Origin of the sequence: Mycobacteroides abscessus ATCC 19977 (assembly GCF_000069185.1) — a bacterium.
GTDB lineage: Bacteria > Actinomycetota > Actinomycetes > Mycobacteriales > Mycobacteriaceae > Mycobacterium > Mycobacterium abscessus.
The window spans coordinates 1,751,071-1,764,384 of record NC_010397.1 but is presented as its reverse complement, the minus strand read 5'-3'; the positions used below and the strand labels follow the sequence as shown (position 1 = coordinate 1,764,384).

Annotated in this window: 18 protein-coding genes; 3 read left to right on the top strand and 15 right to left on the bottom strand. The window is 61.2% G+C overall.

The features are described 5' to 3' along the window. Positions 1-63 precede the first annotated feature (63 nt). The 10 genes from MAB_RS25160 to MAB_RS08905 all read right to left on the bottom strand — a co-directional run bounded on the left by MAB_RS25160 (position 64) and on the right by MAB_RS08905 (position 4,907). Entirely contained in the window at positions 64-261 is a 198-nt protein-coding gene (locus MAB_RS25160; RefSeq protein ID WP_005110247.1) for a hypothetical protein, read from the bottom strand. Continuing rightward, a complete protein-coding gene (locus MAB_RS08945; RefSeq protein ID WP_005110246.1) occupies positions 254-427 on the bottom strand; it encodes a hypothetical protein in 174 nt (57 codons plus the stop codon). The genes MAB_RS25160 and MAB_RS08945 overlap by 8 nt, the downstream gene beginning before the upstream one ends. Before the next feature lie 20 nt (positions 428-447). Beyond that, positions 448-597 (bottom strand): hypothetical protein, encoded by a 150-nt coding sequence (locus MAB_RS08940; RefSeq protein ID WP_005110245.1) that lies wholly within the window; start codon positions 595-597, stop codon positions 448-450. Then, the gene (locus MAB_RS08935) at positions 594-824 is read right to left on the bottom strand and encodes a hypothetical protein (RefSeq protein WP_005110244.1); all 231 of its coding nucleotides are present in this window, start codon (positions 822-824) and stop codon (positions 594-596) included. Before MAB_RS08935 ends, MAB_RS08940 begins: the two co-directional genes overlap by 4 nt. A gap of 324 nt (positions 825-1,148) precedes the next feature. Further along, complete coding sequence (locus tag MAB_RS08930; RefSeq protein ID WP_005110243.1) at positions 1,149-1,382, bottom strand: hypothetical protein; 234 nt, start codon at positions 1,380-1,382, stop codon at positions 1,149-1,151. A gap of 679 nt (positions 1,383-2,061) precedes the next feature. Further along, complete coding sequence (locus MAB_RS08925; protein ID WP_005110240.1) at positions 2,062-2,751, bottom strand: helix-turn-helix domain-containing protein; 690 nt, start codon at positions 2,749-2,751, stop codon at positions 2,062-2,064. Positions 2,752-2,994: 243 nt separating this feature from the next. Next, positions 2,995-3,387, bottom strand: a complete 393-nt coding sequence (locus MAB_RS08920; protein WP_005115845.1) for a hypothetical protein — start codon at positions 3,385-3,387, stop codon at positions 2,995-2,997. Beyond that, on the bottom strand, positions 3,387-3,722 hold the full coding sequence (locus MAB_RS08915; RefSeq protein WP_005110238.1) for a hypothetical protein: 336 nt from the start codon (positions 3,720-3,722) through the stop codon (positions 3,387-3,389). Before MAB_RS08915 ends, MAB_RS08920 begins: the two co-directional genes overlap by 1 nt. Then, a complete protein-coding gene (locus MAB_RS08910) occupies positions 3,722-4,528 on the bottom strand; it encodes a Rha family transcriptional regulator (protein ID WP_005110236.1) in 807 nt (268 codons plus the stop codon). Before MAB_RS08910 ends, MAB_RS08915 begins: the two co-directional genes overlap by 1 nt. Before the next feature lie 58 nt (positions 4,529-4,586). After that, positions 4,587-4,907 (bottom strand): helix-turn-helix domain-containing protein, encoded by a 321-nt coding sequence (locus tag MAB_RS08905; protein WP_012296457.1) that lies wholly within the window; start codon positions 4,905-4,907, stop codon positions 4,587-4,589. A 166-nt stretch (positions 4,908-5,073) separates the two neighbouring features. Between MAB_RS08905 and MAB_RS08900 the strand changes: the two genes are divergently transcribed. After that, complete coding sequence (locus MAB_RS08900) at positions 5,074-5,460, top strand: helix-turn-helix domain-containing protein (protein WP_012296456.1); 387 nt, start codon at positions 5,074-5,076, stop codon at positions 5,458-5,460. Here the strand turns inward: MAB_RS08900 and MAB_RS08895 are convergent. Then, positions 5,441-6,169: a hypothetical protein gene (locus tag MAB_RS08895; RefSeq protein WP_005115843.1), complete on the bottom strand. Its 729-nt coding sequence runs from the start codon at positions 6,167-6,169 to the stop codon at positions 5,441-5,443. The genes MAB_RS08900 and MAB_RS08895 overlap by 20 nt on opposite strands. A gap of 218 nt (positions 6,170-6,387) precedes the next feature. Between MAB_RS08895 and MAB_RS08890 the strand changes: the two genes are divergently transcribed. Together MAB_RS08890 and MAB_RS08885 are read left to right on the top strand one after the other, a co-directional pair. Continuing rightward, the gene (locus tag MAB_RS08890) at positions 6,388-7,410 is read left to right on the top strand and encodes an acyltransferase family protein (RefSeq protein WP_005110231.1); all 1,023 of its coding nucleotides are present in this window, start codon (positions 6,388-6,390) and stop codon (positions 7,408-7,410) included. Between the two features lie 406 nt (positions 7,411-7,816). Beyond that, complete coding sequence (locus MAB_RS08885; protein WP_005110229.1) at positions 7,817-8,587, top strand: DUF732 domain-containing protein; 771 nt, start codon at positions 7,817-7,819, stop codon at positions 8,585-8,587. Here the strand turns inward: MAB_RS08885 and MAB_RS08880 are convergent. The 4 genes from MAB_RS08880 to MAB_RS08865 form a co-directional block, all read right to left on the bottom strand. After that, the gene (locus tag MAB_RS08880; protein ID WP_005110228.1) at positions 8,584-9,834 is read right to left on the bottom strand and encodes a tyrosine-type recombinase/integrase; all 1,251 of its coding nucleotides are present in this window, start codon (positions 9,832-9,834) and stop codon (positions 8,584-8,586) included. The two genes, MAB_RS08885 and MAB_RS08880, sit on opposite strands and share 4 nt — an antisense overlap. Positions 9,835-10,062: 228 nt before the next feature. Further along, on the bottom strand, positions 10,063-11,625 hold the full coding sequence (locus MAB_RS08875; RefSeq protein WP_005110226.1) for a DUF4153 domain-containing protein: 1,563 nt from the start codon (positions 11,623-11,625) through the stop codon (positions 10,063-10,065). Further along, on the bottom strand, positions 11,622-12,638 hold the full coding sequence (locus tag MAB_RS08870) for a HAMP domain-containing sensor histidine kinase (protein WP_005093199.1): 1,017 nt from the start codon (positions 12,636-12,638) through the stop codon (positions 11,622-11,624). The genes MAB_RS08875 and MAB_RS08870 overlap by 4 nt, the downstream gene beginning before the upstream one ends. After that, positions 12,635-13,297, bottom strand: a complete 663-nt coding sequence (locus tag MAB_RS08865; RefSeq protein WP_005110225.1) for a response regulator transcription factor — start codon at positions 13,295-13,297, stop codon at positions 12,635-12,637. The genes MAB_RS08870 and MAB_RS08865 overlap by 4 nt, the downstream gene beginning before the upstream one ends. Positions 13,298-13,314: the final 17 nt, after the last annotated feature.

The following is a 13,314-nucleotide window of genomic DNA, read 5'->3' as shown; positions in this document are numbered from 1 at the left end:
ACCCGAAATAGATCTCTTCCAAGCAACTCTTGAGCGCCCCGCGCTGCGCATCACTCAACCCACTCATTTGCATGTCCCCTGCCCGTTCGGCTCAATACCCCTGGAACGCAACACTTCATCACGCCTGGCCATAACCTCGGCAATAGAAGCGGACACATCAACACCGCCACGGCCGGCTAGGTCAAGGTGCTTGAGCATTTCCGCGCACATCAACAACACCCGCGCATCGGCCTCGTCATGATTGATCGTGTACCTACTCATCGTCCGCATACAACCTCTGCATATACGGGAGTGGTTCAGGCTCATAGGTAGAGGGATGCTTTGACAGGCGGGCGATTTCACGGCGCAGGGCCTTGTTTTCCTTACGCCACTCCCGAGTATCGGATGTCTGCCATGCGATCATCAGGGCGAGGACAGCTACAACCATGACGGCAATGATTTGATCCCTCACTGTGACGCCCCCCGCTTCTCTTCGTAGTAGTCGAGCGCGGCTAGTGCGCCACTTCCATAACCAGCACGGACGAGAGCGTCGGCAGCACTATCGCCATACAGCTCTTCGGATACACCATTGCGCCAGTGGAATTCATACAGGCTCATGACTGCCTCGCTAACCGGATCAACGCTGTAGCGTGAATATGGACGATGGTCTTGATATCCGAATCGCCTGCTTCAATACGTTCGGTCAGCACACGGATGAATCTGTCCCACACCTCTTCTGGTCCATGTGCATCAACCATTTCCTTCACGGTGATCACCGCTTCGGAAAGGTGGTCGTTGGCTGCCGCGAACAGCTGGTCCACGGCGCCTAGTTCTCGGATGTTCATCGCCCACCTGCCGAGTACCATAGAACGACCATGAAAAACACCGAGAACGTGAGCAGCCACCCGATAGCGGTCCAGTTCTTGACCTGGTTACGGGCCTGCTCCCTCTCGCACGGCCTACATGGGTGGAACACTTGGTGTGCGTGGCAGATTGGGAACGTGAATAGCTCGCGCATCAGTCCTCCCAACCGTGCACTAGCGGGGACTGATAGCCAGGACGGTGTGCGGTTTTCCAGCACTCCCACATCGCCCACCCGCCAAGCCCAAGCCCGCCGAGAATGACTGCAAGGAAGACGATCGCGCATACAGCTATGAGTAGGGCGAACATCACGCCGCCTCCCCTTCTTCATCTTCGGAATACTCGGGGCCATCTGAGTCCCAGTTGAATTCGCATCCGTGCTTGAGTTCGGCATTCAATGCCCGTGGGTTGACCTTGAGTTCAGCGCTTAGCGCCGTGTAGGTCTCCAACTCGCACTTGTCGTACCGCCACAACACCGACTCCGGGTTGGGTAGTTGGCTACGGACAGAGGCCAACATCTCCTCGATGTCCTCCAAATCCATCTCTGCGATGCAGTCAAGAACGTTGCGAGTTCCAGCAGCTCTAGGCCCGTAAATCTTCAACGGCGGCAACGGATATGCACCATCACAATGAAGATGGAAACCACTGGGGTTCATGCTTCTCGCCCTCCCTTGTAGTAGTCGGCGAACCGCTTCAAGAGAGTGATGTGCGTGGGGCAAAACCAGATGGCGCTGTATGCCAACACTTGTCCCGCTACATACGGGTCGATGTTCGCTTTTTTGGTGAGTGATATCCCGGTGTTGAGAACCCCATCGATCGTGGGATCAGCGTCCAGACTGCGGCACACCGAGATGCCGTACTTTTCGGCTAGGTCTTGAGCCGAGTCCGCGTGGGCTGGTGGAGCACATGAAACCGCTAGGACTGTTACGGCTACCGCCGTGATGGATCTATGCTTGAACACGCCACACCTCCAAGGTGTTGGTTGCAGTGGCGCTGGGGCGGTCTTCCGCCAAGATGTCCCGCCCCAGCGTTCGGGGGTTATTCAGTTGTGTATTCGTCGGCCGGCGGCAATGAGATGGGCTTCTCTACGTTTCTTGGCCTGGCGTGTTTCGTCGCGATGAAACGCTGCTATCCGCGCAGAGCTGTCCGCATCAAGGCGGTCCGCCTCGCGTGTCAGGCGCTCGATCATCTGCCGAACCTGATCATCCACAGAAAATTCCTTCATGGCTCCAGGCCGATCTCTTCGTCTAGTTCTCGCAACTCATCGAACGCGCGTCGCTGTGCCTGACGTGCGGGGTAAGAATCTTCTTCCACTGCGGCGATGTCTATGTGTGATAGACCGAGACCAAGTAGCACTTGTCGCAGGCTGTCATGCGCGCCCTTCCAGTAGTTCCTACCCACCGTGGAGCCGTCGCTGGTTGCCTCATTCAGTGCGCGAACGCTGCGCTGTAGGAGAGCCTTGATACGCCTCAGGGGCGCTTCTGGAACCGCAAGCCAGTCACTAGACACACTTTCACTGCGTCCGTACTCGGCTAGGCCGTCGGCTATTGATGCTGATGAAGCTGGATCGGGTGGCGGCCACGGCTCTTTCGGCCAAACAGCAACAGCCTTGAGGGCGAGAATTGATTCCAGTCGGAGCTTTGTATCCACGATTTCCCGCGCGGCCGCATACGCCCCCGCAGGTACGGCGTAGTAGATCAGCTGATCTACGCTCATCCCAAACGCGGAGGCGATAGCCGCTCCCGCGGTTAGTGATAGATCTTTTTTACGGCCTAGTTCCAAATCCGCAATCACGCAACGGGTTACCGAGCCGCCAGTCTCATCGGACAACTTCTGCGCACTCCACCCACGCTGTTTACGTAGCGTGCGGACGCGAACACCCAATGGTGTCGGCACACCCTTTGTCGTCATGCCGCCCCCTTGGGTTCTGACGGCAGGTCTTCAAGAAATCGGTTGAGCTCAGAGATGAGGTAGACGGGTCGGCTTCCGGGGTGACGCGGCAGCACGTGTCCAGCCTGCCGATGCCTATCGAGTGTTGACCTCGAGATGCCGCAATACTTGGCTGCCTCATCTGCGGGTAGCGCACCGCCGGCTGACCGCTCTATCTCTTGTCGAACAATCTCCCGTAGGCGGGATTCAGAGATGCTCATGCCGTCACCTCCCCCAACCGGGTTGCATTAGCGACTTGATCTCGCGATCGTGGCGCGCCTCGATCCGTGCAGCGTCCCGTTCCTTGCGCGCGGCTTCACGGTCCTGTCGAGCAAGTTCCATGATGGTCGGCCCCGATGACGCCGCTTTGACGCGATGCTTGCGCCGCCCAACGGTTTTCGGCATGGATGGGCCGGAAGATCCGGTTTCGGAAATGGCATGCGCCTTCTGTTGCACGGCTATGCATGCCGCCTCGGATTGGCCCTCCCATACTTTCAGCTGTTCGTCGGGGGCGAATGAATGATGGAAAGTCCACTTGCGCCGCCCGAACATGTCGTCTTCGCGCGTGAACCCCAGCGCCTCCAGCACTTCCAGTGTGCGCTTCACGTGACCCTTCACTACCCTCTCCCTCGCATAACGTTGTTTACTGCGGTCTCTCCGGTGGGATCGGCGTACGCGATGACTATCTGTAGGTCAGGGTTGGCCGCCAGGTAACGCTGTTGTGCCGGTGATAGATTCGCCTCTGCTGACAAGTACTCATGGAAGCTGACGCCGCGCTTTCGGGCGTTCATGCCGAACCTTCGAACGATCTTGCTGACCTTGCGTGGCGACATCGACACGCCCGATTCGGCAAGCGCCTTGTGCGCCGCGCGGATCACCTTGTCGATCCGATCCTCAGATCCGGTACTACATCCGAGGGCTGATATCCGGGCGATGCCCGGTGGCCCGGACACTATGCCGCCTCTCGCGCGATCAACCGGGCGATGGCCTCGGCACCCTGCGGCGTGATCTTTAATGTGTGCATAACCTCGGAGCCGCGGAACCGGGGGGCCTCATGCACCTCAACGCGGCGGAAGTAGCGCTTTTTGTCGGCCTTCTCTGAGTACCGGTTGCGGATGACCTTCTGTTGCTTCTTCTCTGACCATCTGGAGTCCTGCTGGCTGTAGATCCAGTCCTTGGCGATCAGGAGTTCTCGTAGCCACTTCTCAGTGACGCTATTCGTGGACGCAACCGTGGAGACGGACAGCAGGTCGGCGTCCGTGACATAGGTGTCTACATAGGACACCTTCGGCGCCGCCTCGATCGCCTTCTGCTCCAGCTGGTGAATGCGGGCGTCGCGCTGCTCGATCATCTTCTGCGATTCGAGTACTGCTGCGGCTAGTAGTTCCGGTCCCTGCAGTGGGTGCGCGGCGGAACGCTCGGCGAGCTTTTGCCGCATGGCATAGAACCCAGCGACCAGCCGCTTGCGGAAGTCCCACACGACCGGACTGCCCTTGAGGTTGGTGATCAGCAGTGCGGCGGCAGGCTCGTCAAGTTGGGCAACCTCGCGGCGCTGTGTCCCACCCGCAGTTTCGAAGGGTTGGATTTCAAATCGCACCCTTCCGACCTCATTTAGATCAGATAGGTGCTTGCGCACGGTCTTTATGACCGACGCATGCTCATTCTCGGTTTCGGCGGCAACCACCATCGACGTTGTGAACGGCTCGCCGTTGTCTCCCATGAAGACCAGCTCAGTGTTGATATTCTGGATGTCTGACATTCCGATCCTCTTTCGGTTGTCGGCGCCCTCACCCCTGGACCGGGTGGGGGCCTTTTCGTTAAGCGGCGAATCGCGCCTTGGGGCGCGGGCGGTAAGTAGTTGTGATCGTTCCGGCGGGCAGTTGGAAGAACTCCTCGATGGCAGACAGGAGCTCTGCCGATGCGCCGCGCCGCCCGGACTCAATGGCGGACAGTGTTCCTCGACTCGGGGGTGTCGCCTCGCGCCCTTGCTTCACGGTCAAGATCTCGGCGATCCCTACCGCGAGCTCATCGAGGGTGATATCTGCGACCAGACGTAGAGCGCCGATGGGCACGTGGGGTGGGGTCCGCAGCGGGCGGTCATCACCCCTGGCTTGTGAGAGTTTGGCACCCGTTGGCATGTGTCCCAACATACGGCAAACATCTGGGCATTACAAGGCTTTGTTCGGGAAATGTTGTAGACCAGTGCGAATAGTCCGGTTCTGGCAGGTGAAGCCGTGAATTACATGCCGGTTGTTAGCCCAACGCGGGTTGTGTTTGCCGAATATTTTCCGGATGATTATGGGCATGACGGAGGCGACGAAGGCCACAGGCGAGCAGTGGGGGAGGCTCGGGCGAATGGTTCGTGCCCGGCGTGAGGAACTGAAGTTGAGCCAGGCGGAGGTGCAGGAGGCGGGCGGCCCGTCGGATGTGATTCAGTCCCGCATTGAAAACAACGACGGGACTAAGCCTCGCCCCCGTGGCTCCACTCTCCGCATGCTCGACGCGGCACTGCGATGGGAACCAGGTTCGGCTATCGACATCCTCACGGGCGGTTCCCCCACTCCAATCGGCACAGCGGGGTCCATCCGTGATGCGAGCGACATGGAACTGCTCGCGGAGGTCCAGCGGCGAATGGGTGGCGGTTCTTTCCCTCATCGTGACGCCTATGACCCTAAGGGGCCGCCCCTATGAGGGCCCGCTGCCGCTGAAGCCAGGAATAGCCAGAGATGAGGGCGAAGGCCGCCCCACATGAGCAGGCTAGAAACCACACGATGATCGAAGCCGTGAACGTGTCCTGAAGGTGATCGGGCAGCACTGCGGTGACTAGCCGGGCCGCGCAAGCCCCTATTCCAGCCCCACTGGCGACGAGGTACAGGCGGGCGAGACGGGCGTGCGCTTGCAGCATGGGCACCAGTGCTAGAACGCTGTAGACGAGCAGGTAGGCGGTGGTGCCGCACATGATGAACCAGTAGGACGCCAGCCAGAAGTCGCACGGCACCCGGAAAAAGTCACGCCGATAGATTTCAGTACCGGCGCCAGCGGTGAACGTGGCGTACATCAAGGGCAGGCATATCGTCGCAGGCAGCTCGACATGAGTCTTAAACCGGATAGCCATCTGGCGCTGATCGAGCCTCAAAATGAGGTGGTAAACCACCGAGCTCGCAGCGATCACATATAAGTCGTGGCCCAGTAAGTCCTCTAGGTTGTGCTGGCCCGTCAGGCTGTACAGGCGTAGGCCGACCACCTCGGATGCCCACGGGCTCATTAAGACCACGGCCCCGGCCTGCAAAACGAGGTTAATGCTTGCGGCAACTTCCATTTTGCATTGCCACGTGAGTCTTCGTACCCACAGCGACCATGCGATGGTGGTGATAGTGAAGATGATGAGGGCAGCATGCATCGCCGAAAGCCTTTGTGCGATATGGGATTTGAGCCACCCCCGAGGTGGTGTGACGTAGGTTACACCGGACTGCTAGTTGAATGGAAGGGGTCGTTGGCATTACGGACAGATGAATCCGCATGATCACTACAAACGTAGTAATCATGCCCGAAGCTGGGAATCTCCTGCGTGCGATCTTGAAGCGGCGTATCGTCCAATCACCAAGCCCTGGAGGGGAAGTGCTCGGACGCGTATTCGACCCACGCAACAACGCGCTCAACGCATGGCGACTAATCCTGGCCACCTCTGTGATCCTGTGGCACACCTGGCCACTGACTGGCCATGAGATCCCCGCCAGGCCGATCACGCAATTGCTCTCGCAAGTGGGGGTGGATGGGTTCTTCGCGGTATCGGGGTTTCTGATCACGTCCAGTTGGATGCGGCACCCCAATCCGAAGACGTACTTCACCGCCCGCTGCCTGCGGATCTTTCCCGGGTTGTGGGTGTGCCTACTGATCACCGCGTTTGTGATCGCACCGGTAAGTGTGTGGATCAAGCATGGGACGATGCCCAGCCCCATGTCGGCGGTCGCCTACATCATCAACGGCGGCCTGCTGAACCCGTTCTATCCCGGTATTGGTGGGACACCTCAGGATGTGCCGTGGCCAGGGGTGTGGAATGGGTCTTTGTGGACCCTCACCTTTGAGATGGGCTGCTACATCTTCGTCGCCATCCTCGGTGTCACGGGACTACTGAAATACCGCTCGACTATCCCTGTAGCTTTCGTCCTCGCCCTGTGTGGGACGGCGGTGTTCGGGTATCCGGCGTTCGCGATGCAGACCATCCCCCAGATGGTTACCCGGTTCGCGGTGATGTTCGCGGCTGGGGCGTTGATCTACCAGTACCAGGACAAGATTCCCGCCCGCTGGTCGCTCATCGCACTAGCGGCAGGAGTGGTGCTTATCTCCGGGCTGCTACCGAATTATCGGGTGTTGGCAGCAATCCCTTTGGCGTACCTCGTCATAGCGTCCGGCGCTATGCTCAAACGCCCGAACCTGCGCAACGACCTCTCCTACGGGGTGTACATCTACGCCTTCCCCATCCAACAGCTACTCGTCATCATCGGCCTCGGAACACTCGGGGTGTTCCCCTTCTTCGTTTTGGCGACCTTGCTAACCCTGCCGCTGGCGGCAATGAGCTGGTTCATTGTTGAGAAACGCACTCTGGCGTTGAAGAAACGGAAGCAAGTGGTGGCCGTCTAGACACCGCGACTTCGGTTGAAACGGCGGATAATTGAGGGATGACTGATTGCTACGGCGACACAGAGCGATGGACGGTATCTCACAAGCCCCATCCCAGATTCCCTTGGGTCGTGAAACATTACTTGCCCAAAGTGGGTTGCATTACCGGCGGGTCCATCTTCCCGACATGGAAGATGGCTATGGAATACGCGAACTGGTGCGCAGAACCGCAGCGTGCGGCAATTGCCCGCGCAGCGGCAGGAGGTAATTCAGCTGACCTACGCGCCATCCTGACCTACTACTTAGAGGCTCAGGCGAAGTCGGCGGGATAGTTGAAGTATGCAGATATGAATGGTCCTGGCCGATTCTCAGATGGGCACGCAGAATACTGCCCAAGTCGTAGAATGTGCAGGTCAAGGGAGGGCTCATGGAAGAGCAAGAGCCGACAATGGTGTCACCTGCCGCACTGGCTGAGACCGGTATTGTAGAGACCGCACCCACGGCCTGGTCCGAGACGGAAGAGCTTGAAGAGCCTGAACCGTACGACGATCCCCGCCGACGCAACTGGTTGATCAGCGGAGTCATCTTTGCCGCTACAGCAGCGGTCGCGGGATTGGTTGCCGGTGGCGCATACGTCTTCTTCGGCCAAAGCCCAAAACCCACTGCGCCGCCGACCACTGTCGTTGCCGAGTCACCGAAGGTTGTTGCGGCAGATCCGAAATCACCCGTCGATGACGCATACCTAGCGGATGTCTTCAGCCAAGGAATCCCGGTCTCGGACGTAAACCGCGGGGCACTTATTCAGATGGGGCAAGCCACCTGCGTCACCCACCGCGACAACCCGTCCATGCAGATAGTCGATCTGGCTATGACTATCGCCGAAAAACGGACCGCCTACCCGTACGACAAAGCCCGGATCATCGTGACCGCGGCACTCGAGCACTACTGCCCAAAACCCGCCGCCGTGCAGCCCGCCGTCTACGACCAGAAGTTCTTGAGCAAGATGCGGGCACTGGGCTGGACTATCACCGATGCGGACGGGATGACCCACAACGCACGGCAATCATGCTCACTACTCACTCAGGGCAACACCGTGCAGTTCGTACAGCAGTCCCTCAGCGCGGAGACGAATACTCCTCTGGATCAGGCTGTGGAGTTCGTACGCACCGCAATGTCCATCTACCCGAACTGCCCTTAGCTCAGCAGCTCGTTGAGGTTAGAAAGCGCTGCCCTGGCAGGTTCGTGGTCGACGTGTACGTAGATCTGCTGGGCCACCGCCGATGAATGGCCGACTACCTTCATGCGGGTCTCCTGGCTGACGCCAGCATTGTTGAGCAGAGTGGCGGTTGTATGCCGCGCTGAGTGCATCGATCGGTATGGGACGTCGGCGGCTTTCACTAGCGCGCGCCACGCATCGGATGCATCTGTCGGTGAGATCGGGTGTCCGTCCGGGTGGCGCCACACAAGCCCATGTGGATTCGGACCCGTGTCCGTTTTGGCGTACGCCTCCATGATCGCCTGTAGCGGTTTAGTCATGGGGGCCACGCGGGCACCGGCTTTCGTCTTCGGCTTCGTCCACGCCAGGGAGAGATGGCAGGGGCGGTGCTTGAATCCTCTGGGGAGTTCGGGCGGGAGTTGTTGGAGCTGCCAGGAGAAGTCGAACAGTCCTTTCTCAAGGTCGCAGCGGTCCCATTCCATGCCGATGATCTCGCCTTGGCGGGCCCCGGTGAAGAACATGGCCGCCCACATCGTGGCCCATGGGTCGTTGCGTTTGATCGCGGTGGCGATGATCTGGCGGGCCTCATCGAACGTGAATGGCTGGCGCTCGATGGCGACATGCTTGGGTTTGTCGACAACTGCGGCAACGTTCTTGTCCAGCATGCCTTCGTCCATCGCATCACCCAATGCTTTGACGAGGGTTTGGTGGGCCTTCTGTGCGTTACGTGTTCCGTTCTTGGCGATCATCTTGCGCACTTGCGCTGGGGTGAGCTTGCCTAGCTGTGTGCGTCCATCAATGAATGGGAGAATGTACAGCCGAACAGTGGTCTCGTAGTACTTATAGGTCGTTGGCCGGACGCGGGGCTTCTGGATGGTTTCGAGCCAGTGGTTAAGCCACTGTTCGAGGTGAACCTTCGATGAGGTTGGGGATTTACCGGATCGGATGGCGCTCCGCAGGTCTCGCAGTTTGTCCAGCGCCACACCCTTGTCTTTCGCGGATACAGTCTGGCGGCGGCGCAATCCATCTTCGGAGGGGACTTCCACCGACCCGACCCACATCCCGTCGGCACGTTGGAAGAGGCCGCCCTCGCCGCGCTCACGCCGCTCACGTTCGCGATACTTCGGGCAGTCGCCGCATTGATTGCATGGGCCCTCATTGGGGTGTGCGAAGTAGACGTGCTTGCACTTACAGGCGGGGCGCTTCTTTACTCGCTCCGTTTGCTCCATCAGCAAACTCCTTCGTCCGCCACTGTAGCCTACACTGTAGCCTACGTAGGGCCCATCATGGCCTAGCACACTTCGTCAATATGGCTTCTGCCAGGCGATTTGACAAGTATCTGCACTTCATTCTACCCCATCCAACGGATTATGAGTCCACGGCTCTAACCAACTGAGCTACCGCCCCCAGCAGGTGACGACTCTAGCCGATCCCCCGCCACGCCCCTGAACGCCAGGTCACCTGTGGTCGCGGTCCAGGTTGCACGACGCCGCCTTGACCTCAGCAGACCGCAGCTTCGCCCGGCTCACGTTGTACTCGTACCAGGGCGCCGTCTCCCGCAGGTGATACGCAATCTTGCCTTGCACGCAGTCCCGTACGTCCTCGGGTAGCGATTTCGTCGCCGCGAACGCATCCGACGACAAGCTCCCCATGTACCACTGGTCGATCTTGCCGGTCTGCTCAAAGAACTGCACGTTGCGTTGCGCCACATAGCTTTCCGGATTGAAGATGGCCAGTCCCAGCATCCCGAACGCCCCGACCGCCACCACCGCGGTGGGCAGCCACCGGGCACTCATCCGAATCCCCGCCACCAAGATCAGCACCAACACCAGACCCAGGCCCAGCTCGATCCAGCGCACCAGCAGCCGCTCCACGCTGTACCCGTAGGCGTTCTCATACAGCGACATCCGGTGAATGGCCGAGGCCACGATCACCAGCGTGGTCAGGCACAGCCCGCCGATCAGCACCCGCAAGAACAGCCGGTCACGCGCCTCCTCCCGCCCCGCCACCCGGATCGCCACCGCGATCACCCCCAGCACCAGGATGGTGACAAACAGCAGCTGCCAAAAACCCTGCCGCGCATACTCTGCGTAGGTCAACCCCTCAGTGACCTGCACATGCTCGTCTCCCCCGAACAGCACCGAAATCTGCACGCCCACAAACGCGATGAACAACAGGTTCAGGGCGGCCAGCGGCAGGCTCCACTCCCAGCACGGCAGCCGCTTGGGCTCCGTGGGCGCCAGCCGGTCAAAGGCCGGCGGCTTCGACAGCACGTAGATGGCCCCCAACGCGAACCCGCCGACCAGCACCCCGACGATGACCCGTCCGATCATGTCGCCGACGGACATGAACGGCAGCACCCCGGTGACCAGCGCGCTGAACCGGGCATCGGCATCGGCCAGCAGCGCCCCGAACGCCACCACCAGCGCCACCGTGACCAGCACCACGATCGCTACCCGGTCCGGGCTGACCTTGCGTCCCCGCGACATCGTGCGGGTGCCGCGGCGCATCCAGCCCGCCACCCGCAGCGGCGCCCGCACCATCACCAGCTGCCCATAGACCAGACCGGTCCAGGTGCGGGCCGGGGCCAGCGCATAGATACACAGCGCCAGCGAGGTCAGCACGCACAGGGCGACCAGCCAATCGGCATCCCGCACGGTCGGCACCACCGCCAGGCACAGTGCCAGCCCGACCGCGCCGATGCGCGTCGGCGTCCACCGCACCTTCTGCGTCGCGAACGCGGCGAGCGCCACCGCCAGCGCGGTCAACGTCCACCCCAGGCCCGGCAGCGAGAACCGCCAGCACAGCGCCGCGACCAACCCGGCCCCGATACCGCTGAGCAACGCGCCCTGCGTCATCTTGGACCGGATATCGCGCGGCCACGCCGTCAGGAACTTCGTCGGCGGCCCGAAGATCGGCACCGGCGGGCGCGGCACGGGTGGCCCGGCGGGCGCACCCGGAACCGGTGCTCCCGGAATCGGATATGGATACGGCGACGGCACCGTGGAACCAGTGGTCATGAATTCCCCTCCTCGTTATCGAACTGCGGCAACGTGACTCGCACCCGGCAGCCGGGCGCGTCCACGATTTCGATGCGGCCGCCATGCAGATCGACGGCCCATTGCGCGATGGCCAGCCCCAAACCGGTGCCGCCATCGCGTGATCCCCCGTGGGTGAATCGCTCGAACACTCGTGATCTTTCGTGCGGGGCGATGCCCGGCCCGGTGTCGGCGACCTCCAGCAGCAACGCGTCGTTCTCGGTGCGCGCGAACACCGACACCTGTCCCCCGGGCGGGCTATGCCGCGAGGCGTTGTCCAGCAGATTGGCCACCACCTGATGCAGCCGCGCGGTATCGGCGACCGCCGCCAGATCGAAGGGTTCGACGGTCACGTGATAGCGCACCTGGCGCCCGGTCGTCTTCGCTTCAGCGACAGCGTCATCGACGAACTCGCGCACCGCGAACGATTCGCGTTGCACCGGAACCGATCCGTTCTCGAGTTTGGACAGGTCAAGTAGATCGTCCACCAGCCTGCCCAGCCGTTCGGTCTGCGCCAGCGCGGTTTTCAGCGTCTGCGGGTCCGGCTCGGCCACCCCGTCGACAATGTTCTCCAGCACCGCCTGCAGCGCGGTAATCGGCGTGCGCAGCTCGTGCGAGACATTGCCGACCAGCTCGCGCCGGTACCGTTCGGCGGACTGCAGCTCGGCCGCCATATGGTTGAAAGCCGTTGCCAGCTGGCCCACTTCATCACGAGAGGTCGAACGAATCCGGCGCGAATAGTCGCCCTGGGCCATCGAACGGGCCGCCGCCGTCATATCGCGCAGCGGCGAGGTCATGCCGTGCGCCAGAAACCACGTCACCCCGAAGGACACAAACAAGGCGAGCGTGAGTGCGTACCGCAGCTTCCATTCGGCGGTGATCCACAGCAGGCAGGTGGCGATCAGCAGCGCCACCCCCACCAGCACCGCCGTTTTGAACTTGAACGAGCGCAACGGATCCAGCGGGCGCGGCAGCAGTTCCAGCAGTTGGCTCATCGCGGTGCCTCCAACGCGTATCCGATGCCGTGGACGGTGCGGATCAGCTCCTGACCGAGCTTGCGGCGCAGCGCCTTGATGTGACTGTCCACGGTGCGCCGCCCCGAGGGCAGCCCCGCGCTCCAGCCCCACACCTGATCGAGCAGACGATCACGACTGATGGCCACCCGCGGGTTGTCGGCCAGGTAGGCCAGTAGGTCGAATTCGGTGCGGGTCAGGTGCACCTCGTCGTCGCGGTGATATACGCGGCGCTCGGACACGTCGATGCGTACCTGCCCGATGCGCACATCGGTGCTCGGCGGCGCGATCCGATGGGTGCGGCGCAGCAGCGCGGCCACCCGGGCCACCAGCACCCGCATGCTGAAGGGCTTGGGCAGGTAGTCGTCGGCCCCCACCCCCAGGCCCACCAGCATGTCGGTTTCGGTGCCCCGCGCGGTGAGCATCAGCACCGGGATGGGTGCGTGGGCCTGCACCTGGCGGCACACCTCCAGCCCGTCGAGTCCGGGCAGCATGACATCCAGCACCATCAGGTCCGGCGGGTTTTCGCGGCAATGCCGCACCGCGTCCAGGCCGTTGTCCTCGGTGTCTACCGCATACCCCTCGGCGCGCAGCCGTGCGGAAATGGACGCACAGATCGTGGGTTCGTCGTCAACGACCAAGATTCTTCGCTGGCTGG

Bases quoted from the DNA above. Each gene is read 5' to 3' on its own strand.
- MAB_RS08940 (WP_005110245.1), bottom strand. From the start codon at position 597: ATGAGCCTGTATGAATTCCACTGGCGCAATGGTGTATCCGAAGAGCTG.
- MAB_RS08925 (WP_005110240.1), bottom strand. From the start codon at position 2,751: ATGACGACAAAGGGTGTGCCGACACCATTGGGTGTTCGCGTCCGCACG.
- MAB_RS08900 (WP_012296456.1), top strand. From the start codon at position 5,074: ATGACGGAGGCGACGAAGGCCACAGGCGAGCAGTGGGGGAGGCTCGGG.
- MAB_RS08880 (WP_005110228.1), bottom strand. From the start codon at position 9,834: ATGGAGCAAACGGAGCGAGTAAAGAAGCGCCCCGCCTGTAAGTGCAAG.
- MAB_RS08895 (WP_005115843.1), bottom strand. From the start codon at position 6,169: ATGCATGCTGCCCTCATCATCTTCACTATCACCACCATCGCATGGTCG.
- MAB_RS08945 (WP_005110246.1), bottom strand. From the start codon at position 427: ATGGTTGTAGCTGTCCTCGCCCTGATGATCGCATGGCAGACATCCGAT.
- MAB_RS25160 (WP_005110247.1), bottom strand. From the start codon at position 261: ATGAGTAGGTACACGATCAATCATGACGAGGCCGATGCGCGGGTGTTG.
- MAB_RS08905 (WP_012296457.1), bottom strand. From the start codon at position 4,907: ATGCCAACGGGTGCCAAACTCTCACAAGCCAGGGGTGATGACCGCCCG.
- MAB_RS08930 (WP_005110243.1), bottom strand. From the start codon at position 1,382: ATGGATTTGGAGGACATCGAGGAGATGTTGGCCTCTGTCCGTAGCCAA.
- MAB_RS08910 (WP_005110236.1), bottom strand. From the start codon at position 4,528: ATGTCAGACATCCAGAATATCAACACTGAGCTGGTCTTCATGGGAGAC.
- MAB_RS08935 (WP_005110244.1), bottom strand. From the start codon at position 824: ATGAACATCCGAGAACTAGGCGCCGTGGACCAGCTGTTCGCGGCAGCC.
- MAB_RS08870 (WP_005093199.1), bottom strand. From the start codon at position 12,638: ATGAGCCAACTGCTGGAACTGCTGCCGCGCCCGCTGGATCCGTTGCGC.
- MAB_RS08885 (WP_005110229.1), top strand. From the start codon at position 7,817: ATGGAAGAGCAAGAGCCGACAATGGTGTCACCTGCCGCACTGGCTGAG.
- MAB_RS08875 (WP_005110226.1), bottom strand. From the start codon at position 11,625: ATGACCACTGGTTCCACGGTGCCGTCGCCGTATCCATATCCGATTCCG.